The sequence below is a fragment of the Streptosporangium sp. H13245 genome (assembly GCF_055690525.1).
In genome coordinates this window covers 113,746-133,503 of sequence record NZ_JBSZKT010000014.1, presented here as the reverse complement: position 1 = coordinate 133,503, position 19,758 = coordinate 113,746, and the positions used below count along the sequence as shown (strand labels likewise).

The following is a 19,758-nucleotide window of genomic DNA, read 5'->3' as shown; positions in this document are numbered from 1 at the left end:
GTGCTCCAATCAGTGCCCGGCGTGGTCGAGTTCGAGGTGGACGGGGACGCGGTCGACGCCCCACATGAGGTTCGAGCGCAGCCGCTTGACCGGCCCGGTGAGCTCCATGCGGGCCACGCGGCCGGTCAGCTCCTCCAGCAGCACGCGCAGCTCGAACCTGGCCAGCGCCGCGCCGATGCACAGGTGCTTGCCGAGGCCGAACGTGAGGTGCCTGTTGGGGGTGCGCCCGACGTCGAAGCGGCGCGCGTCGGGGAAGGCGTCCTCGTCGCGGTTGACGGCCGGGTGCCACACGCTGACCCGCTCACCGGCCCGGATGGTCTGGTCCCCGATCTTCGTGTCGCGCAGCGCGGTCCGCATGACGTTGAGGCTGGGGGCGGTCCAGCGCAGCACCTCCTCCACGGCGGTCGGGATGAGCGAGCGGTCCTCGCGCAGCCGCCGCCACTCGCCGGGGTTCTCCACGAGGGCGATGACGGCCCCCGCGGAGGCGTGCCGGGTCGTCTCGTTGCCGCCGGTGATGAGGCCGTTGATGTTGAGCAGGATCTCCTCGTCGGTGAGGGGCGTCCCGTCGATCTGGCCGCGGATCAGCACGCTGATCACGTCGTCGCCGAGGTTGTCGCGCCGTTCGGCCAGCAGGTCGGCGTAGTAGGCGAAGATGTTGGCGTTCGCCTCGGCCTTCTCGGCGTCGGAGATGACGTCGTCGGAGGTGGCGGAGCCGAACGCGGTGCGCGTCCACTGGATCATCAGGTCCCAGTCGGCGCGGGGCACGCCCAGAAGCTCGCAGATGACCGAGAGCGGGAGCCTGCCCGCCACCGTGTCGACGAAGTCGAAGGAGTCCTTCTGGGCGTTCTCCTCCAGCATCCCGCCGACCGTCTCGCGCATCGCGCCCTCCAGGCGGCGGACCACCCGGGGGGTGAGCGCGGGGTTCATCACGTCGCGCAGCTGGCTGTGGCGGCCGTCGGTGACGATGAGCATCTTGCCCGCGGCGGCGCGGGCGGCGGACTCGGTCTGCCCGACCTGCATGCCCCGCTCGGAGGTGAAATTCGTCTTGTCGAGATAGACGGCGACGCCGTCCGCGTATTTGGTGAAAGCCCAGAAGCTCGGCCCGTCCGACCTCTTGTTCCAGAACATCGGCCGGTGCTCCTGCAGGTAATGCAGGACGCCGAGACCGGAGTCGGGGGCCGTGTAGATGTCCGGATCCGCCAGGTCCAGATCGTTCAGATTCACGGTCGTGTCCACTGTCATGGGGAATTCCTCCGTGCGTACACGTCGAAGATGTCCGTGTCCTTCAGCAGGGGATCCTGGCCGATGTCGACCTGGAATCCACGACCGGTGAGACCGTCGCGCACGGACGCGAGCCTGCCGTTGATGTCGTGGACCTGCATGACGATTTGATCGACCGCCTCCCAGTCGCCGGGAGCGATTCCGTCCAGGACATCGCATTCGGCTTTCTCGACGTTGATTTTCAGCAGTCCTATGCGGTCGACGCCCTCGGTGGCCATCACCTCGGAGATCGTCCGCACCTGGCACTCCTGCTTCTCCGTGACGTGCCTGCCCTCGGCCATGTCGGTCACGTCCTCGGGGGCGAAACCGCTGTTGGCCAGGAACGTCCTGGTCACCTCGGCATCGTGGTCGACGTCGGTGTACATCCCCGACATCGCGGTCGTCTCCGGGTAGACGGTGATAACCGCCGTACCCGGGGTATGGGAGAGCGCGCAGTCGAACGCCTTCGCGTTCAGGCCGTGGGCGGACAGATTCGCGCACAGCGCGTCGTAAAGCGGCCTGGCGGGCTCGAAGGCGAGAATCCGTGTGCCCGGACATTCCCAATGAAACGCCAGGGCGGCGATTCCGATGTTAGCCCCCACGTCGAACACCGTCATTCCCGGCTCAAGGCGCACGTCATGCCTGAAGTAGCTTCTGTCGCCCACGATACTGCGATACTGCAGGCTGGTCTCGGCGGGATTGAGCTGGAATACCACATGACCGTCCGGGAGTGTCATCTGACGCACCCGCTGATTGTTTTCCAGTGTGCCTCTACGCTGATTTCGCATATCATCACCCTTAACAAAAACCTTATTCCAGTCAACCAGAGGTGAAACCCGACTAGGACGGAATGATCTTATGGACACTCAGAGAGCGGAAGTCAGGGCGCCGGAGGAAAAGCCGCCCTCTCTCTGGCGAAACCCCGACTTCAACCGGCTCTGGACCGGTCAGTCGATCTCGGTCCTCGGCTCCGAGCTGACCACCCTGGCCCTGCCGCTGACCGCGATCCTCATGCTGCAGGCCAGCTCCCTGGAGGTCGGCCTGCTCAACACCATGCGCACGATCGCCGCGCTCCTGCTGACACTGATCGCCGGTGTGCTCATCGACCGCTACCGCCGCAGGCCGCTGATGGTCGGCGCCGACATCGGGCGTGCCGCGGTCGTGGCCCTCATCCCCATCGCGGCCTTCGTCGGCTTCATGGACATGTGGGTGCTCTACGTGGTCGCGGTGGTGGTCGGCGGCCTCTCGGTGGTCTTCGAGATCGCCTACGCCGCCTACATGCCGACCCTGCTGAGCGAGGAGCAGCTGGTCGCCGGGAACAGCCGGATGGCCGCGACCGAGTCGGTGGGCGCCATCGCGGGCTCCAGCGCCGGAGGCGTGCTCATCGACCTGTTCAAGCCGGCGTACGTGATGCTGGGAGACGCGGTCTCCTTCCTCGTCTCCGCCTTCGCCCTGTCGCGCATCCGCCACGTCGAGCCGCCCGTCGAGCGCCAGAGCAACCAGGGCCGGGGCGCCGTCGCGGCGATGCTCCACGACATCAAGCACGGCCTGAAGGTCACCTACCGCAACGACTACGCCCGGCCGCTGATCCTCAACTCCGCCGGGGCGAACTTCGGGTCGATGATGATCCTGACCCTGTTCATCCTGTACGCGGCCAGGGAACTCGGCATGTCGGGCACCTGGATCGGCTTCATCTACGCCATCGGCAGCATCGGTGGCGTCGTCGGCGCCGTCTTCGCGAGCAAGCTGTTCGAGAAGTTCGGCTACGGGCGCGGCATCATGACCGCCCTGATCGCGTTCCGGGTGCTGTGCTTCACGCCGTTCGTGGCCGGTCCGCAGTGGCTGCAGATCACCCTGTTCTCGGTGATCTGGTTCGTCACGGTCTTCGGCGTGGTGGCCGGGAACATCGGCCAGCTCACGCTCTTCCAGTACGTGATCCCCAACCACCTGCGGGGCAGGGTCATCGGCGCGAGCCGCGCGGTCTACCTCGGCATCCTGCCGCTGGCCGCGATGCTGGCCGGGGTGCTGGGCGAGCTGATCGGCATCAAGCCCGCCATCTACGCCGGTGCCGCGTTCCTGCTGCCCTGGATCATCCTGCTGTTCCTGTCGCCGGTGCCGAACCTGCGCCGGCTGGAGGACGCCGAGCTCCTTCAGGACATCCAGGAGCCCGCCGAGGCCGATGGACCCGGCGGGCGCGAGGACAGGGACGGCAAGGGCGCCTGAGGTCAACCGTTCAGCCCGGGACGCGCGCGGACATGCTCCGCGAGATCTCGCCCAGCAGGGCGGCGGGCGCCTGGAGGTAACTCCAGTGCCCGCCGTCCAGCACGGTGTAGCGGGCCTCTCCGTACGACTCCCAGCCGGCCATCTGCTCCGGGGGGATCTGCGTGTCCCCCGACCAGCCGATCGCGGTGATCGGGCACGGCAGCTCCACCGGGTCGGTCTTGTCGAAGCGGCTGTAGGCGGCCACGTCGGCGCGCATGATGTCCGCGGCCATCTCCACCAGCTCGGGCAGCGGCTCCGCGCCGCGCGCCCGCATGAGGTCCGACACCAGCGCGCCCACCTGCTCCTCGTCGAGCTTGAGGATGCTCGGCCACGAGGCCCGGTGCGGCGGGACCATCGAGGAGGCGAACAGGTGCGCGGGCAGCGGCCCGCCGCGCTCCATGAGCAGCAGCGTCGCCTCGTAGCCGATGAAGACCGTGCCGCAGTGGCTGATGAAGCCGAACGGCCGGTCCAGGTAGGGCTCCAGGCCCTCCAGCATCTCGGCGGCGACCGCCGCGTAGCTCTCGAACAACGGCTCGCGCAGCCGGTTCTCCCTGCCCGGCAGCTGCACGGGGCACAGCTCGACCCCGTCCACCTCGGCCGGCCACCCGTGGTACATCGACGCCCCCGACCCCGGGTAGGGCAGGCACCACAGCCTGGCCCTCGCCTCGGGGTCGGGGGTGCGCAGCAGCCACGTGGGGCGGCTCTTCCTCCGCTTCCTCTCGGGCACCTGGTCGGTCATCTGGTCTTTCCTTCCGCCTTGATGTTCCGGATGAGGGTCTCGGGTGTCGGCGCCCTCAGGAAGTCACGCAGCCGGATCCGCACGCCGTAGCGGGTCCCGATCCGGTCGACGAGACGGGTGGCCGACAGGGAGTCGCCGCCGGAGCGGATGAAGTGGTCGCCCAGCGCGCCGCGCGCCCCGAGTGCCTGCTCCCACAGCTCAAGCACCCCGGTCGTCACCGGGTCGGGCCCGCCTTCCCCTTCCGGAGTGTCGGCTCCTGGAGCGTCGCCTTCCGGGGTGTCGCCTTCCGGGAGGGGGACGGTCGCCGGGGAGTCGCCCCACGAGGGCGCGGGCAGCGCGCGGCGGTCCACCTTGTTGCTGGAGTTCAGCGGCAGCCGCTCCATCGCGGTCCAGGAGGTCGGCACCATCGGTCCCGGCAGCCGCGTCACGGCGAAGGCGCGCAGCTCCCCGGCCCACGTTCCGCGCACGACACCGTTCGTACTGTCCGGGCCGCCCGCGCTGCCTGCGGTGGGGACGACGTAGGCGCACAGTCTCAGGTCGCCGCCGGGGCCGGGTACGCCCGTCACGACGCACTCGCGCACCTCGGGGTGGTCGAGCAGCACGGCCTCCACCTCCGCGGGCTCCACCCGGTGGCCACGGATCTTGACCTGCTGGTCGACGCGGCCGTGGTGCTCCAGCCGCCCGTCCGGCCGCTCCCGTACGAGGTCGCCGGTCCGGTAGACGCGGCCACCCCCGCCCGAGGGGTCGGGCAGGAAGCGTTCGGCGGTGCGGGCCGGTTCGCCCAGGTAGCCCCGGGCCAGCTCGGGCCCGGACACGAACAGCTCGCCGACCTCGCCCGCCGCGACCGGCTCCAGGCCGGAGGTGAGGACGGGGACGCCGACGCCGGGCCAGGCGCGCCCGATGGGGGGCCGGGCGCGCCTGGCGGTCTCGTCGGCCGTGACCGAGGTGCAGCGGTCGTCCAGCGGGACCAGGCAGCTCGTCACGCCGTTGGCCTCGGCGGAGCCGTACTCCACCGCGACCTCGAACGGCAGGCCGGGCGAGGGCCACACGCGCACCGCGTCGCTGCCGACCGTCATGAGCCGCAGCGCCGTCTCCTCCGGCCACGGCAGGCCGTACAGCAGCTCGGCGAGCGGCATGTTCACGTACGAGCGGGTGATCCCGGAGGCGACCATCCAGTCGCGCAGTTCCGGCGGCGAGCCCGCGGTCGCCGCGTCGGCGACGTGCACGCTCGCGCCGGTGCAGAGGTACGGCCACAGCTCCACCACCGAGACCGACGAGGCCGGGGGAGCGAGCCAGCTGGAGCGGTCGGCGGGGGTGATGCGGTACGCCTCGGCGTGGGTGGCGACCCGGTGGGCGATCGCCCGGTGGGTCACCCCGACGAGCTTGGGCCGCCCCGTCGACCCGGAGGTGTGCACCGCGTACGCGAGCTGGTCCTCGTGCACGCGCACGCCGGGACCCTCGGCGGAGGGTTCGGCGTCGAAGGCGCTGAGGATGTCGGGGGCATCGGGGGTGTCGGGTGCGTCGGGGGGACCGGGGAGGCCGGGGGCGCCGGGGGGACCGCCGATCACCACGGGAGCGCCGTCGAGGACCTCGGCGACGCGGTCCTCGGGCCAGCCGGGGTCGAGCAGTACCGCCGCGCCGCCCGCCTTGCAGACGGCGAGCAGCGCGACGAGCAGGTCGGGGGAGCGGTCCAGCCTCAGGGGGACCAGGGTCTCGGGGCCGACGCCGCGTCGCAGGAGCGACAGGGCGAGGCCGTTGGCACGGGCGTCGAGGTCCCGATACGTGAACAGGACGGCCCCGGAAACCAGGGCCGTCCTGTCCGGTACCTCGGACGCCTTTCTCTCGAACAGCGTGTGGACGGTGCCCACCTGTCCTCCGTTCCTCACCCGGCCTTGGCGTCGTGGATCCCTCGGGCGGGGATCTCGCCGGTGGCGACCTGGTTGAGGATGAGCCGCGCCCACTCCTCCACGCTGCGGTTCATCCGGCGAGCCGCGTCACGCCACGACTGTTCCTGGTCGACCGGTACGTCGATGTGGATGACGGCCTTCTCCTTGGCCGCCTCCGCGGCCCGGCCCGAGGCGGACAGGGCGGCGGTGCGGTGCGCCTTGATCTGGCTGCGGAGCCGGTTTCTGGACCAGCTGAAGCGTTCGGCGCGGTCGAGCCAGAGCACCTGCTCGTGCTCGGGAAGCGCGGCCACTTCGGCGTGGTGCTGAAGGCTGAGCTTGTCTCGCCGGCGGGATACCGGGAATCGCCGCGCGACCCAGGCGTAATTGCGCAGGGTTTGGATATCGAGGGAGCTCTCCTCGACCGCTCTCTTGTAGCGGTCGGTGTATTCGGTTTCGCCGTAGACCAGCCAGTCGCCGAGCCACCACGCGGACGAGTCGGCGATGAGGGAGATCTGGTGGCCGATTCGCCGCCAGGTGTCGAAGGGGAGGCTCGACGGGAGCTGGAGCCCGGTTCGCCGCGGCTTGGCCGACGCGTCCAGGGCCAGCTTGGAGCCCGGGGCGGGGGTTCGGCGCGGGGCCGGGACGGGGGGCCTCTCATCACAGGACGGCGGGGTTTGGCGGTTCGCCTCTCGGTTGGGGGAGAGCACCTGCATGCGACTGTTCCTCCGGATTTCTGTGCACTTGGAGTGAGTCAGGACGATCCCTTACCCGTGGTTCTGGAAAGCGCACTTTCGATCATGAGTAATTTTCAGATGGCCTTCCTGAGGTACAACGGAAAGACGGAATCAAGCCGTTGACCAGCTGAGTCTCCAATCAGCTCGGCAATTTTTTTCGCTCTGTGATATACGCGCCGGTTCGGAATTCAACCTCTCGGAAATGGAATCAATCATGACATATCCATGGTTTCGGTCGGCGAATAAAGACACGCTGCGTCGCTCCCTGATCGCGTACGGTCTCGCGGTCGTGCTGCCCTCCGTGCTGGCGCTGCTGATGCTGGGGCTCGACCCGGGGACGGCCACCGGGCCCGTCCCCGTGCCCTCGGTGGAGCCGGGACGGGAGGAGGCGGTTCCGGCCACGCCCCTGCTGCTGCTGTCCATCACCGTGGTCGTCGCGCTGGCCCATCTCGGCGGGGCCGTCTTCCGCGCGATGGGCCAGCCCCGGGTGATCGGGGAGATGGCCGCGGGCATCGTGCTCGGCCCCTCCCTGCTCGGTGCCGTGTGGCCCGAGGCCTACCGCGCGCTGTTCCCCAGTGCCGTCATGCCGTACCTGAACCTGCTGGCCCAGTTCGGGCTGGCCTTCTTCATGTTCCTGGTCGGGCTGGAGCTGCGGGGCGACCTGCTGCGCGGGCGGGGCCGCGTCGCGGTGCTCTGCGGCCAGGCGAGCGTGGCGATCCCGTTCGCGCTCGGGGTCGCGCTGGCCCTGCTGATCTACACGCCGCTGGCGACCGCGCCCGTCGGCTTCCCGGTCTTCGCGCTGTTCATCGGCGCCGCGCTGAGCGTCACCGCGTTTCCCGTACTGGCCAGGATCCTGCTGGAACGCGGGCTCTTCCACACCCCGACCGGGGCGCTCACCGTCACCTGCGCCGCCATCGCCGACGTGACCGCGTGGCTGCTGCTGGCCGTGGCGGTCACCATGGCCAAGGGCTCCTCGCCCGCCGAGGCGCTGCGCACGCTCGGCCTGACGATCGCCTTCGCCGCCGTCATGGTCGGGGTGGTACGGCCACTGCTGACCCGGCTGCTGCGCCGGGGACTCTCCCAGGAGGCGACGCTGCCCATCGTCATCGTGGGCCTGCTCGTCTCCGGGCTGCTGACCGAGCTGATCGGCATCCATCTGATCTTCGGTGCCTTCCTGTTCGGCGCCCTGTTCCCGCGCGACGGCGACGTACGGTTGCGGCGGGTCCGCGAGCGCACCCAGGACTTCACCACCTCCTTCCTGCTGCCGCCCTTCTTCGCCTTCGTCGGGCTCAACACCCAGATCGGGCTGCTCAGCCAGGACCTGACCATGTGGAGCTGGTGCCTGCTGATCCTCGTCGTCGCCGTGGCGGGCAAGGTCGGCGGCGTGCTGGTCATCGCGAGGCCGATGGGCGTGCCGGGGCGGGAGGCCATGCGGCTCGGGGTGCTGATGAACTGCCGGGGGGTGACCGAGCTGGTCATCCTGAGCATCGGCCTCAGCCTCGGCATCATCACCCAGGTGCTGTTCACGATGCTGGTGATCGTCGCGCTGGTCTCCACGGCCGCGACCGCGCCCCTGCTCGGGCTGCTGGACCGGTGGGACGCGCGGCGCGACGCGAGGGCGCGGGACGGGGTGCCCGGGGAGCCCGAGGGGGCGGGAGCGGTACGCCGATCGGCCTGAACGGGAGATCGGGGGAGCGGGGCCGGGCCTTCCGGCCCAAGCCCCGAGGCCCGAGGGCCTGGGCGCCTGGGACCCGGGCTTCGCGGACCGGGGAAAACGGGATTTCCGGGAGGAACGGGTTACGGGTTTCCGAGAGGAACGAGGAACGGCTTTCCTGGAGGAGCGAGGTCAGGAGGCGCGGGGCAGCGCCTGGGGTTCCGTGCCCAGCTCGCGCAGCTTGGCGCGGACCTCGTCCGGGCTCTCCCCGGCGACGGTGAGCCGGGAGGTGGCGAACACCTCGCCGTCGGCGTCGGTGATCGGGTCGCCGCTGTAGGGGACCTCGCCGCTGAAGCGGGCGGCACAGAGATGGTCGCGCAGCTCGGGCCTGGCGTGCAGGGAGAAGATCGGCAGCTGGGTCGCCATCGCGGCCAGCCGCATGGTGCCCGACACCCGGGGGTTGATCTCCAGCAGGTGCACCTCGCCACTGCGGGTCAGCAGGAACTCCACCTCCAGGTAGCCGTGCGCCTCGGCCAGGTCGGCCAGCCGCTTGCCGACGGCCCGCAGCTTGCGCTCCCAGGTGCCGCCGAGCGCCGGGCCGGGGCACAGCCGCAGCCGCTGCCACGGCGGGACCAGCTCCGGCGAGGTCGCCCCCTTCCACACCGGCGGGAACGTCGCCGTGCCGTGCTCGTCGCGGTAGATCAGCACCGAGTACTCGATCCCGTCGACGTACAGCTCGCCCAGCTCGTTGGGGGCCAGGTGGCACTCGTCCGCGCGGGCCAGCCGGGTGCCGACGCTCTGCGTGCCGTGCCGGTCCTTGATGACCACGGGGGTGTCGGGGTCCGTCTCGGGCAGCGGCTGGCCGGCCCGCGCCCATGGCGGGGAGACCAGGCGGTAGCGGTCGAAGAACTCCTTCATCAGGATCTTGTCGCTGCCCAATGAGGCGCACAGCCGCGACTGGCACTCGGCCCGGTGGCCGAGCTCGCGGAGCCGGAAGGCCAGCAGCTGGTCGCGGCCGAGCGTCGTGTGGCTGGAGTGGAAGACCACCGTCGCCCGTGGCGCCCCGCCGATCGCGTCGAGCAGCGGGGCCATGTCGACGCGGTGGTCCTCGCCGGTGAAGACGGTCCGGTCCCGCGGGCCGAGGTCGACGAAGTGGCCGAACCAGCTCTCCAGGCTGGCCGGGGCGACGGCGTGGATGACGGGAGACATTTGTCGGCTCATGTGGATTACTCCGGAATCGACGCTGGAAACAGGAATGACGTTACGCGGTTCGCGCCATCGAGAATGCGTCGTCGAACGCTTCGAGATACGCGCCGACCAGCGGTGAGTTCGGTTCCCAGAGAAAATTCACCGGCAATTTCATCCACCGGGCGAACAATTCCGTGGAACGCGGGAACGGCCGGTCGTTCACCGCCGCGGCGGCCCGTACGGCGGCGGCGACCTGGGGGGACCAGTCGGGCGCGGTGCCCTGGAAGAGCGGGAAGACGTGCAGCGGCCGGGTGGCCGGGGCGCGCACCTTCAGGCCGCGTTCCTGACCGGCCGCCACCAGCCCGTCCCGGCTGAACGGGCACTCCGGCGTCACCTCGACGACCCCGTCGTACCAGGCCCCCATCGTGACGCCCTCGGCGACGGGGGAGGGGCGCACGCCGGGCAGCTCGCCGAGCCCCGCGGAGAGGGCGGACATGTTGGACACCCTGCGCTCCACCAGCTCGTCCAGCCGGTCGAGGTGGCTCTGGGCGAGCACGGCGCCCGGCGTGGAGATGCGGAAGTTGCCGCCGAGACCGGTCAGCAGGAACGGCTTGTAGCGGACCGCGTCGATGGTCAGGTCGGTGCGGTGCCGGAAGTTGGTCAGCAGGCAGGCGCGGGCGAAGACGTCCTCGGAGTCGGTGAGGAGCATGCCGCCCATGCCCCCCGAGATCAGCTTCCTGCCGCCCACGCTGAAGACCGAGATGTCGCCCATGGAGCCCACGGGACGGCCGCGGAAGGTGGAGCCGTGGGCGTGCGAGCAGTCCTCGACCAGCGCGAGCCCGCGCCGGTCGGCCACCGCGCGCAGGGCGTCCATGTCGCAGCTGTGCCCCCACAGGTGGGTGACGACGATCGCGACCGTACGGGGTGTGACCAGCGCCTCCACGTCCGAGGCGGTCATGTTCCCGGTGGCGTCGCCCGCGTCGCAGAGCACCGGCACCGCGCCCAGCAGGAACAGCGGCGAGGCGGTGCTGAAGAACGTGAGGTCCGGGACGATCACCTCGTCGCCGGGCCCGACGCCCAGCGCGAAGTACGCGGCCAGCAGTCCCGTCGTGCCCGAGGTGAGCGCCAGGGCGTGGGCGCGGCCGTGCCGTTCGGCGAACGACCGCTCCAGCTCGGCCAGCTCGGGTCCGTAGTCGTAGTCGAACGTGCGTCCCTGGGTGATCAGCTCGGTGACCCTGGCCGCCACGCCGTCGTCGTAGACCGGCCATTCGAGCGGATGCGGCGGTCCCGGGGACTCGGCTTCCGTCTTCGGGGGGACCGCGAGCCCGGCCTGCCGCACGGCCGTACGACCGGCGAGTCCGGCTTCACGGCCGGTGGGCCCGGTTTCCCGCGCGTCCGTGTGGCCGGTCTGTCGCGCGTCCGTTTCTCCGGGTTTCAGCGGGCTCATGAGCCGTCCCCCTTGCGGGCCACGAGCCTGGTCACCGCGTGGGTGTGCGGCTCCTCGTGGCCCTTGTGCGTGTGCGTGGAGTCGGTGTCGGTGGCGCTCAGCACGGTCCACCCGGCGTACCGGGCGAGGTACCAGTCGTGGGGCAGCAGGACCGGCATGCGCATCTCGCCGGCGGGAGGCAGGTAGGCGTGGCCGCGGTTGAACATCAGCAGGGCGTTGACCCCTCCCGGCCTGGTCGCGGCCTGGAGTCTGGCGACGACGTCGGCGACCTGTTCCTCGTCCTCCAGCCAGTGCAGGACGCTGCACGCCAGCACCCCGTCGAGCGAGGCGGGCTCCAGCCCGGCGGTGCGCGCGTCGCCCTGCCGCCACTCGATCCCCCCGGCGTCGCCCCACGCCTGGGCGCCGTTCTCCAGTGCGGCGGCAGACACGTCCATCGCCAGCACCCGCGCGCCCCGCTGGGCGAGCCGCACCGCGTTGCGTCCCTCGCCGCATCCCACGTCGAGGACGGCGGGCGCGTCCGGGCCGGGCGGGGTGGCGGGCGGGCCGATCTCCTCGGGCGCTCCGGGCAGGGAGAGCGCGTCCCCCAGCACGTCGGAGATCTGGTCCGGCCTGCGTCCCCACAGGCAGGCGGTCCTGGTGTAGCGGGCGTCGCAACCACCGTCGTCGTAGCCGTTCGGCTGTGTGTTAGGTCCCATTTGGCGGAGGCTAGGCGTGGCCTTGATCACCGTCAACGGGGGTGGACGGCCGCCGGAGGCGTCACGTGCCGTGGGGCCTGTGCGGGTACGAGCTTCAACTTGTCGCGTCCCGGAGTCACCGGGGTGGGGTACTCGCCGGTGAGGCAGCCCTCGCACAACCCCTCGCCCGCCGCGCTCCCGACCGTGTGGCGCATGCCCGCCACCGACAGGTACGCCAGGCTCGTCGCGCCGATGATCCGGCACACCTCCTCGGTCTCGCGGCCGGTCGCCACCAGCTCGCCGGTGTCGACGATGTCCACCCCGTAGTGGCAGGGCGCGATCAGCGCCGGGGCGGCGATCCGCACGTGCACCTCGCTCGCCCCCGACTCGCGCAGCAGCGTGACGATGCGCCGCATGGTGGACCCGCGCACGATCGAGTCGTCGACCACCACGACCCTGGCCCCGTCCACCGGCGAGCCGATGGAGAACTTGCGCCGCAGCTTGCGCTCGCGCCGCCGCTGGTCGGGCTCGATGAACGTCCTGCCCACCTGCTCGTCGCGGACCAGCGCCCCGGCCAGCGGGAGCCCGGCCGCCCGCGCGTACCCCCGGGCGGCGGGCACGCCGGAGGCCGGGACGGCCACGACCAGGTCGGCGTCCGCCGGGGCCTCCAGCGCCAGCCGCTCGCCGAACGCCAGCCGCGTCGCGCCGGTCCTGGAACCGTCGATCCTGGAGTCCTGCCTGGTCAGGTAGAGGTGCTCGAACACGCAGAAGCTGCGCGGCGCGGGGTCGGCCACGCGGTGCGTCCCGGCCAGGCGGCCGTCGCGCAGGATCAGCAGCTCGCCCGGCTCCACCTCCCGCTGCCCGGAGCAGCCGAGCGCGTCGAGCGCGCAGGTCTCCGAGGCGACGGCCGCCCTGCCCTCGGCGAACCCCGCGACCAGGGGGCGGATGCCGTGCGGGTCCCTGAAGGCCACGAGCAGGTCGCCGACCGCGCACACCACCGAGTACGCGCCCCGCAGCACCCGTACGGCCCGCGCGACCGCCGCCACGACCGGGTCTTGGGGATCAGAGGCGTCCGGGGTGTCCAGGGCGTCGGCGAGGAGGGCGAGGATGACCTCGGAGTCGCTGGTCGAGCGGAACCCGTAGCCCTCGCGGCCGAGCCTGGCGCGCAGGTCGGCGGCGTTGGTGAGGTCCCCGTTGTGCGCCAGCGCGATACGCCTCGCCTCGTGGACGAAGGGCTGGGAGTTCTCCAGCAGCGTGGCGCCCGTGGTGGAGTATCGGGTGTGGGCGACCGCCAGCCTCCCGTCCGGCCAGCCGCCGCAGTCACCGCGCTCCGAGCGTGAGGCGAACCCCAGCGACCGCCTGACCTCCACACCGTCCGGCCCGGCCACCGCGATGCCCCATGACTCCTGGCCACGGTGCTGCAGGGTGACGAGCCCATCGAAGGCCGGCTGCCCGGCCGTCCCGTCGAGAACAGATACGCCGGCTATTCCACACATAGCTCCCCTTCAAAACCCTAACATTTCGCGGAAAGTACGTTAAATCGCTTCTGCTTGACCATGGCATTGTTTGATTGCAACGTCGTGTCGAATGCTGAATGAGGCAAAGGAGACCCGAATGGCAGACTCAGTGGAGACCACCGAGTACACAGTGGTGCGCAATCACGAGGAGCAGTACTCCATATGGTGGGCCGACCGTGACATTCCCGAGGGCTGGCGGAGCGTCGGCCACAACGGCACCCGCGAGGAGTGCCTCGCCCACATCGAGGAGGTCTGGACGGACATGCGGCCCCTGAGCCTGCGCCGCTGGATGGACGGCGAGGGCTCCTGACCCGCAGGCCCGCCGACGAACGGTCCCCGAGGACGGTCCCTAAGGAGGAGCCGATGGACACGATCCAGGAGCACGACGCGCGCCTGGTCGTCGAGGAGTGGAACCGCACCGAGCTGGCCGACGAGCCGGCGACCGTCATCGAACGGTTCGCCGCCCAGGTCGCCAGGTCGCCCGCCGCCCCCGCGCTGACGGACGAGGAGGGCGCCGCCCTCACCTACGACGAGGTACGCCGCGCCGCCAACCGCCTGGCCGGGCACCTGCTCGGCCTGGGCCTGCGCCGCGAGGACCGCTGCGCCATCTACCAGCGCCGTTCCGCGGGCATGGTCGTGTCCATGTTCGGGACACTGGCCGCCGGGGGCGCGTACGTCCCGGTCGACGAGGGCAACCCGCCCGAGCGGGTCGAGGCGATCCTGCGCGACGCCGGTACCGCCGTGGTGCTCGCCGACTCCACCACCGAGGCCGAGGTGCCGCCGGGCCCGTGGTGCGTGGTCAACGTCGACACCCACCCGGGCAGCGACGAGAGCGACCCCGGCGTGCCGCTGCACCCGGCCAACCTCGCCTACGTCATGTACACCTCGGGCAGCACGGGGACACCCAAGGGCGTCCTCATCGAGCACCGCGCGGTCACCGCGTTCGTCCGGGGCGCCCAGCACCTGTACGGGCTCTCGGAGCGGGACCGCTTCGTGCAGTTCTCCTCGATCGCCTTCGACGTCTCCACCTTCGACGCCTTCGGGGCGCTGCTGTCGGGGGCGGCCCTGCACGTCGCCTCCACCGAGACCCGCACCTCCTCCGAACGCTTCCGCGACCTGCTGCGCGAGCGCCGCATCTCCGTCTACATGGGCACCCCCGGCGTACTGAGGCTGCTGGAGCCCGGCGACTTCCCCGACCTGCGGGTCATCGCCGTCGGCGGCGAGAGCTACTCCGGCGAGTTCACCACCCGCTGGGCGGCCGGGCGCAGGTTCGTCAACAGCTACGGGCCCACCGAGACCACCGTCGGCGTCATCACCCAGGAGTGCGCGGGAAGCTGGGACGCCTCGCCGCCCATCGGCCGCGCCATGCCCAACCACCGGGCCTACGCCCTGGACGAGTCGATGCGCCCCGTCCCGGTCGGCACGGTCGGCGAGCTGTACGTCGGCGGCCCCGGCCTCGGACGCGGCTACCTGGGCCTCCCCGGTACGAGCGCGGCCTCCTTCGTCCCCGACCCGTTCGCCACCACGCCCGGCGAGCGCCTCTACCGCACCGGGGACCTGGTGCGCTGGACCCCCGAGGGCGAGCTGGTCTTCGCCGGGCGGGCCGACCGCCAGGTCAAGGTGCGCGGCGTCCGCGTCGAGCTGGAGGAGATCGAGGCGACCCTCTGCAGGCACCCGGACATCGCGCACGCCGTGGTCGAGGCGGAGGCGCGCGACGACGGCGACGCCCGCCTGATCGCCTACGTCGTCTGCACCGCGGAGGAGCCGCCCGGCGTGACCGAGCTGCGCGAGACCGCGGCCCGGTGGCTGACGGCCCCGCTGGTGCCCAACGAGTTCGTCCACGTGCCCGAGATCCCGCTCACCCCGGCCGGCAAGGTCGACCGCGACGCCCTGGCCGAGGCCAGGGGGGAACGTACCGGCACCGTGGGTAACGCCGAGGACGCCGACTGGACGCCGACCCGGCGCAGGGTGGCCGAGGAGATCGTGAAACCGCTGCTCGGCGTCGACTCCCTCGGCCCGCACGACCACTTCTTCGAGCTGGGCGGCACCAGCATCCAGGTCATCCAGCTCCTCGGCAAGGTCCGCACCACCTTCGGCATCGAGGTGCCGGTCGTCGAGTTCTTCGACCGGCCCACCATCGCCGGGGTCGCCGACGCCGTCGACTCCGAGGTCCGCTCCGACATCAAGGACATCGTCCGCGAGGGCTGGGACGACATCGCCGACCGCTACGCCGCCTTCCAGTCGGAGTTCTCCGACGGTCCCCGTATGACCTGGACCGACCACCTGCTCGGGATGCTGCCCGGCCAGGGCGCGGCCGTGCTGGAGCTGGGCGTCGGCGGCGGCCACGAGTCGTCGCGCCGCCTGGCCGAGGCGCACGACCTCACCGCCGTGGACATCTCCGCCGAACAGCTCAAACTCGCCGAGAAGACCCTGCCCGGCGCGACGCTCGTCCAGGCCGACATGGCCGAGGCGGAGTTCCCCGACGCCTCCTTCGACGCCGTCGTGTCCATCTACACCCTCACCCACCTGCCCAGGGAGGAACTGCCCGGCCTGCTGAAGGGCATCGCCCGCTGGCTGAAGCCGGGCGGCCTGCTGCTGGCCACGCTCATGACCGAGGACATCCCCGGCGCGGTGGAGGAGTGGTTCGGCTCGACCATGTTCTTCTCCGGCTTCCCCACCGAGGAGAACCTGCGCCTGCTGCGCGAGGCGGGCCTGGTCTCCGAACGCGACGAGGTCGTGGCGCAGCGGACACCGCTCGGGGAGTCGCGCTTCCTCTGGGTGATCGCGAGAAAGACGGAGGGGCCGTCGTGACCGGTCTGCCCGTCCGCACCGCCCCGCTGTCCTACCTCCAGGAACAGCTCTGGTTCGTCGAGCAGGACGATCCGGGCAACGGCTCGTACAACGAGCTGAAGGTGCTCGTCCTGGACGGCACGCTCGACGCCGCCAGGCTCGGGCGGGCGCTGGAGAGGGTGGTCGCGCGGCACGACGTGCTGCGCACCACCTTCGTCTACCAGGGCGCGGAACCGGTGCAGGCGGTCTGGGACCGGGGCCCCGTACTGCGCGAGGCGGCCGTCGGCGGCGAGCAGGCGCTCATGGAGTACGCCCGCGAGGTCGCCGAGGCCCCCTACGACCTGGCCTCGGGACCGCTGCTGCGCGCCTCGCTCGTCACCCTCGGCACACCCGGTACGCCCGATACGCCCGGTACGGGCAGGCAGGCGCTGGTGCTCGGGGTCCACCACATCATCAGCGACGGGTTCTCGATGAACCTGCTGCTGGACGAACTGGACGCCGCCTACCGGGGCGAACTCCCCGGCGACTCACAGAGCGGGTCCCCCGATGAGCCGCAGCCAGGATCACGCGGTGAGTCGAAGGGCGGGTCCCAAAGCGAGCTTCCCGCCCAGTACGGCGACTTCGCCCGCTGGCAGCGCGAGCAGTTCGCCGGGGGCCGTCTGGCCGCCGACGTCGACCACTGGCGGAAGGAGCTCGACGGCGCGCCCACCGTGCTGGAACTGCCCGCCGACCGGCCCCGGCCGCGCCGCCGGGCCAGCGCGGGCAGGCGCGAGCGCTTCCCGCTGGACCCCGCCCTGACGGGACCGCTCGGCGAGGTCGCCGAGCGGGTCGGCGGCACCGTCTTCACCGTGCTGCTGGCCGCCTTCGCCGCGACCGTCTACCGATACACGGGGCGCGGCGACATGGTGCTCGGCACCGGCGCCCCCGGCCGTCCCGGGCGCGAGTTCGACGGCGCGCTCGGCTTCTTCGCCAACATCGTGCCCGTACGGCTGCGCCCGGCGGGCGAGACCCCCTTCGCCGACCTGGCCGACGCGGTCAGCGAGGCCGCCTTCGACGCCTTCGACCACCAGTACGTACCATTCGAGAAGCTCGTGGAGTTCCTGCAGCCCGAGCGCGACGCCGGGCACACCCCTCTGGTGCAGGTCGTCTTCACCATGTGGGACGCCGGGGCGGCCGAGCGTTCCATCGGCGGCGTGCCCGCCGCCGAGGTCGAGGTGACGCGCGGCCGGTCCCGTTTCGACGTCGCGGTCGAGGCCGTGCGCCGGGGCGACCGGGTCGACTTCTTCGTCGAGTACGACGACGCCCTCTTCGACGAGGCCACGATCGCCCGCGTGATGCGCCACTACGACCGGGTGCTGCGGGCGGTCGCCGACGATCCCGCCCAGCCCCTGGCGGACATCCCGATGATCACCCCGGAGGAGCGGGTCACCCTCACCCAGGGCGACGTGACCGTGCTCGACCACGACGGCAACGTGCTGCCCGCCGGGGCCGTCGGCCAGCTGGTCCGCCACTCCCCGGGGGCAGGTCCCACCGGCCGCCTGGCCATCCGCAGGCCCGACGGGCGGGTGGTCGAGCGCGGGCGCGAGGACCGGCTGGTCGCTCTCGGCCCGTTCCAGGTGCAGCTGGAGGACGTCGAGGAGGTCCTGCGCGCCCATCCCGCCGTACGCGACGCCGCCGTGGTGGCGGTCGAGGGCGGCGCGGGCCGCGAGCTGGTCGCCTACACCGTCGAGGGCCCGTCGCCCGACGCGCTGCGCGCCACCCTCGTCGAGCGGCTGCCGCAGTACATGGTGCCCGCCGTCATCGTGCCGGTGGACCGCATCCCGCGTACCGAGGACGGCCGCGTCGAGACCGGACGGCTGCCCGACGCGGGCGAGCGCGGCGAGCGGACCGAGCTGCCCGCCCTGGAGGCCGCGCTCTGCGTCATCTGGGCGCGCGTCATGAACCTCGACGAGGTGGAGCCCGACGACGACTTCTTCGCCCTGGGCGGCCACTCGATGCTGGCGGCCCGGCTGGTACGCGAGATCGCCTCCGTGCTCGCCGTACGCGTACCGCTGATGGCCCTGTTCGAGAACTGCACGCCCGCCGACCTCGCCGACTACATGGCGGCCAGGCATCCCGCGCTGGAGCACACGCTCGGCGACGCGGGCCGCGCCGGTCGCGCGGGCCGTACGGCACCCGTGGGAGAGATCGAGCGGGACGGCGAGGAGCCCGACACCAGCGCGCTGTCCACCGCGCAGCTGCAGATCTGGATCAACGAGCAGCTGGCGGGCGGCGACGCCCGCGACTTCATCGCCGCCGTCACCTACCGGGTGCGCGGCCCGCTCGACGTGGACGCCCTGCGCGCCGCGTTCGACGCGCTGGTCGCGCGGCACGAGAACCTGCGCGCCCGCGTGGCACTCGTCGGCGACGTGCCGGTGCTGCGCTTCGACCCCGGCGTACGCGTCGAGCTGCCCGTCGAGGACCTCACCGGCCTGCCGGAGGAGGAACGGGCGCGAGAGGCGGCCCGCCGCACCGCGAGCGACGCCGACGACGGCTTCGACCTGTCCACCGCCCCGCTCGTACGGGCCACCCTCTACCGGCTCGGCGAGGACGACCACGTCCTCGCGCTCGTCCAGCACCACCTGGTCACCGACGGCGTGTCCATCGGGCTGCTCGTCGGCGAACTGGGCCGCCTGTACTCCGAGCGCGACGCCGCCCCCGCCGCGCCGCACCTGCGCTTCGCCGACTACGTGGCCTGGGAGCAGGCCTGGCTCGGCGGGCCCGAGGCCGCGGCCTCGGAGCGGTTCTGGCGCGAGCGGCTGCGCGACGCGCCCGAGCTGGTCCTGCCCAGGACGCGCGACGGGCGGCGCGAGGGCCGCGACACCGAGATGATCGCCCACCGGCTGCCGCACGCGGAGTCACGGCGGCTGCTCGCCCTGGCCCGGCAGAGCAGGGCGACGCCCTACATGCTGGTGACGGCCGCGTTCGCGGCGATGCTGGCACAGTGGAGCGGCCAGGACGACGTGGTGATCGGCACCACCGCCGACAACCGGCCGCTGCCCGGTCTGGAGGGCGTGGTCGGCTGCTTCGTCAACATGGTGGCGCTGCGCGTCGACTGCGGCGGCGACCCGACCTTCGCCGAGCTGACGGGCCGGGTCCGCAGGACCGTGCTGGAGGGGTACGCCCACCAGAGCACCCCGTTCAACGAGGTGGTGCGGGCGTTGAGGATCCACCCGGATCCGCGCCGGATGCCACTGTTCCAGGTGACGTCCGACTGGGCGGGCGACGGTCCCGCGATCCCGGAACTGGCCGGGTGCGAGGTCGGGTTCGACTACGTGCACACCCGGGCCAACCGCTACGAGCTGGAGATGTACGCCGGGATGTCGGGGGAGCGGGTCGTGCTCGACCTGGAGTACGCCGTCGAACTGTGGGACCGCAAGGAGATCGAGGACCGCCTGGACCGGGTGGCGGCACTACTAACCCGCGCCGTGGCGGAACCGGAGACCAGGATCTCGGACCTACTCGGCTGACCATCCTTCGACGAGGCGGTCTCCCCACGGGGAGACCGCCTCACCTCGCTTGGCGGTGGGGTGATTGCGCGAGCATCGGGTGGTGTTTACATTTAGGG

General features: G+C 71.5%; 14 protein-coding genes. 5 read left to right on the top strand and 9 right to left on the bottom strand.

Annotation, left to right across the window (positions count from 1 at the left end):
• Positions 1-9: 9 nt before the first annotated feature.
• Both ACW9TB_RS21840 and ACW9TB_RS21835 read right to left on the bottom strand, forming a co-directional pair.
• A complete protein-coding gene (locus ACW9TB_RS21840) occupies positions 10-1,242 on the bottom strand; it encodes a cytochrome P450 (RefSeq protein ID WP_472749887.1) in 1,233 nt (410 codons plus the stop codon).
• A complete protein-coding gene (locus ACW9TB_RS21835; protein WP_472749921.1) occupies positions 1,239-1,997 on the bottom strand; it encodes an FkbM family methyltransferase in 759 nt (252 codons plus the stop codon). The genes ACW9TB_RS21840 and ACW9TB_RS21835 overlap by 4 nt, the downstream gene beginning before the upstream one ends.
• A 121-nt stretch (positions 1,998-2,118) precedes the next feature.
• On the opposite strand from ACW9TB_RS21835, the gene ACW9TB_RS21830 reads away from it, so the two are divergent.
• Complete coding sequence (locus ACW9TB_RS21830; protein ID WP_472749886.1) at positions 2,119-3,483, top strand: MFS transporter; 1,365 nt, start codon at positions 2,119-2,121, stop codon at positions 3,481-3,483.
• A 10-nt stretch (positions 3,484-3,493) separates the two neighbouring features.
• Here ACW9TB_RS21830 and ACW9TB_RS21825 read toward each other — a convergent pair whose 3' ends face one another.
• Genes ACW9TB_RS21825 through ACW9TB_RS21815 form a run of 3 tightly spaced genes read right to left on the bottom strand, consistent with a single transcriptional unit; the run spans position 3,494 to position 6,860 of the window.
• The gene (locus tag ACW9TB_RS21825) at positions 3,494-4,261 is read right to left on the bottom strand and encodes a thioesterase II family protein (RefSeq protein WP_472749885.1); all 768 of its coding nucleotides are present in this window, start codon (positions 4,259-4,261) and stop codon (positions 3,494-3,496) included.
• Entirely contained in the window at positions 4,258-6,129 is a 1,872-nt protein-coding gene (locus tag ACW9TB_RS21820) for a non-ribosomal peptide synthetase (RefSeq protein WP_472749884.1), read from the bottom strand. Before ACW9TB_RS21820 ends, ACW9TB_RS21825 begins: the two co-directional genes overlap by 4 nt.
• 14 nt (positions 6,130-6,143) lie before the next feature.
• Positions 6,144-6,860, bottom strand: a complete 717-nt coding sequence (locus ACW9TB_RS21815) for an LmbU family transcriptional regulator (protein ID WP_472749883.1) — start codon at positions 6,858-6,860, stop codon at positions 6,144-6,146.
• A 235-nt stretch (positions 6,861-7,095) separates the two neighbouring features.
• Here ACW9TB_RS21815 and ACW9TB_RS21810 point away from each other — a divergent pair, with 235 nt between their 5' ends.
• The gene (locus tag ACW9TB_RS21810) at positions 7,096-8,559 is read left to right on the top strand and encodes a cation:proton antiporter domain-containing protein (protein WP_472749882.1); all 1,464 of its coding nucleotides are present in this window, start codon (positions 7,096-7,098) and stop codon (positions 8,557-8,559) included.
• Positions 8,560-8,727: 168 nt separating this feature from the next.
• Here the strand turns inward: ACW9TB_RS21810 and ACW9TB_RS21805 are convergent, their stop codons facing one another.
• The 4 genes from ACW9TB_RS21805 to purF are packed head-to-tail and all read right to left on the bottom strand — an operon-like array spanning position 8,728 to position 13,340.
• Positions 8,728-9,744, bottom strand: a complete 1,017-nt coding sequence (locus tag ACW9TB_RS21805; protein WP_472749881.1) for an ATP-binding protein — start codon at positions 9,742-9,744, stop codon at positions 8,728-8,730.
• A 52-nt stretch (positions 9,745-9,796) separates the two neighbouring features.
• Positions 9,797-11,170 (bottom strand): DegT/DnrJ/EryC1/StrS family aminotransferase, encoded by a 1,374-nt coding sequence (locus tag ACW9TB_RS21800; RefSeq protein ID WP_472749880.1) that lies wholly within the window; start codon positions 11,168-11,170, stop codon positions 9,797-9,799.
• A complete protein-coding gene (locus ACW9TB_RS21795) occupies positions 11,167-11,865 on the bottom strand; it encodes a class I SAM-dependent methyltransferase (RefSeq protein ID WP_472749879.1) in 699 nt (232 codons plus the stop codon). Before ACW9TB_RS21795 ends, ACW9TB_RS21800 begins: the two co-directional genes overlap by 4 nt.
• A gap of 32 nt (positions 11,866-11,897) precedes the next feature.
• The gene (gene purF, locus ACW9TB_RS21790; RefSeq protein ID WP_472749878.1) at positions 11,898-13,340 is read right to left on the bottom strand and encodes an amidophosphoribosyltransferase; all 1,443 of its coding nucleotides are present in this window, start codon (positions 13,338-13,340) and stop codon (positions 11,898-11,900) included.
• A gap of 118 nt (positions 13,341-13,458) precedes the next feature.
• On the opposite strand from purF, the gene ACW9TB_RS21785 reads away from it, so the two are divergent.
• From ACW9TB_RS21785 to ACW9TB_RS21775, 3 genes are read left to right on the top strand one after another with little or no spacing between them, the layout of a single operon-like run.
• The gene (locus ACW9TB_RS21785) at positions 13,459-13,671 is read left to right on the top strand and encodes an MbtH family protein (protein ID WP_472749877.1); all 213 of its coding nucleotides are present in this window, start codon (positions 13,459-13,461) and stop codon (positions 13,669-13,671) included.
• A 53-nt stretch (positions 13,672-13,724) separates the two neighbouring features.
• A complete protein-coding gene (locus ACW9TB_RS21780) occupies positions 13,725-16,172 on the top strand; it encodes a non-ribosomal peptide synthetase (RefSeq protein WP_472749876.1) in 2,448 nt (815 codons plus the stop codon).
• Positions 16,169-19,660: a condensation domain-containing protein gene (locus ACW9TB_RS21775; RefSeq protein WP_472749875.1), complete on the top strand. Its 3,492-nt coding sequence runs from the start codon at positions 16,169-16,171 to the stop codon at positions 19,658-19,660. The genes ACW9TB_RS21780 and ACW9TB_RS21775 overlap by 4 nt, the downstream gene beginning before the upstream one ends.
• The last annotated feature ends 98 nt before the right edge of the window (positions 19,661-19,758 follow it).

Coding starts and splice junctions, on each gene's coding strand:
- ACW9TB_RS21840 (WP_472749887.1), bottom strand. CDS start 1,242: ATGACAGTGGACACGACCGTGAATCTGAACGATCTGGACCTGGCGGAT.
- ACW9TB_RS21835 (WP_472749921.1), bottom strand. CDS start 1,997: ATGACACTCCCGGACGGTCATGTGGTATTCCAGCTCAATCCCGCCGAG.
- ACW9TB_RS21830 (WP_472749886.1), top strand. CDS start 2,119: ATGGACACTCAGAGAGCGGAAGTCAGGGCGCCGGAGGAAAAGCCGCCC.
- ACW9TB_RS21825 (WP_472749885.1), bottom strand. CDS start 4,261: ATGACCGACCAGGTGCCCGAGAGGAAGCGGAGGAAGAGCCGCCCCACG.
- ACW9TB_RS21815 (WP_472749883.1), bottom strand. CDS start 6,860: ATGCAGGTGCTCTCCCCCAACCGAGAGGCGAACCGCCAAACCCCGCCG.
- ACW9TB_RS21810 (WP_472749882.1), top strand. CDS start 7,096: ATGACATATCCATGGTTTCGGTCGGCGAATAAAGACACGCTGCGTCGC.
- ACW9TB_RS21805 (WP_472749881.1), bottom strand. CDS start 9,744: ATGTCTCCCGTCATCCACGCCGTCGCCCCGGCCAGCCTGGAGAGCTGG.
- ACW9TB_RS21800 (WP_472749880.1), bottom strand. CDS start 11,170: ATGAGCCCGCTGAAACCCGGAGAAACGGACGCGCGACAGACCGGCCAC.
- ACW9TB_RS21795 (WP_472749879.1), bottom strand. CDS start 11,865: ATGGGACCTAACACACAGCCGAACGGCTACGACGACGGTGGTTGCGAC.
- purF (WP_472749878.1), bottom strand. CDS start 13,340: ATGTGTGGAATAGCCGGCGTATCTGTTCTCGACGGGACGGCCGGGCAG.
- ACW9TB_RS21785 (WP_472749877.1), top strand. CDS start 13,459: ATGGCAGACTCAGTGGAGACCACCGAGTACACAGTGGTGCGCAATCAC.
- ACW9TB_RS21780 (WP_472749876.1), top strand. CDS start 13,725: ATGGACACGATCCAGGAGCACGACGCGCGCCTGGTCGTCGAGGAGTGG.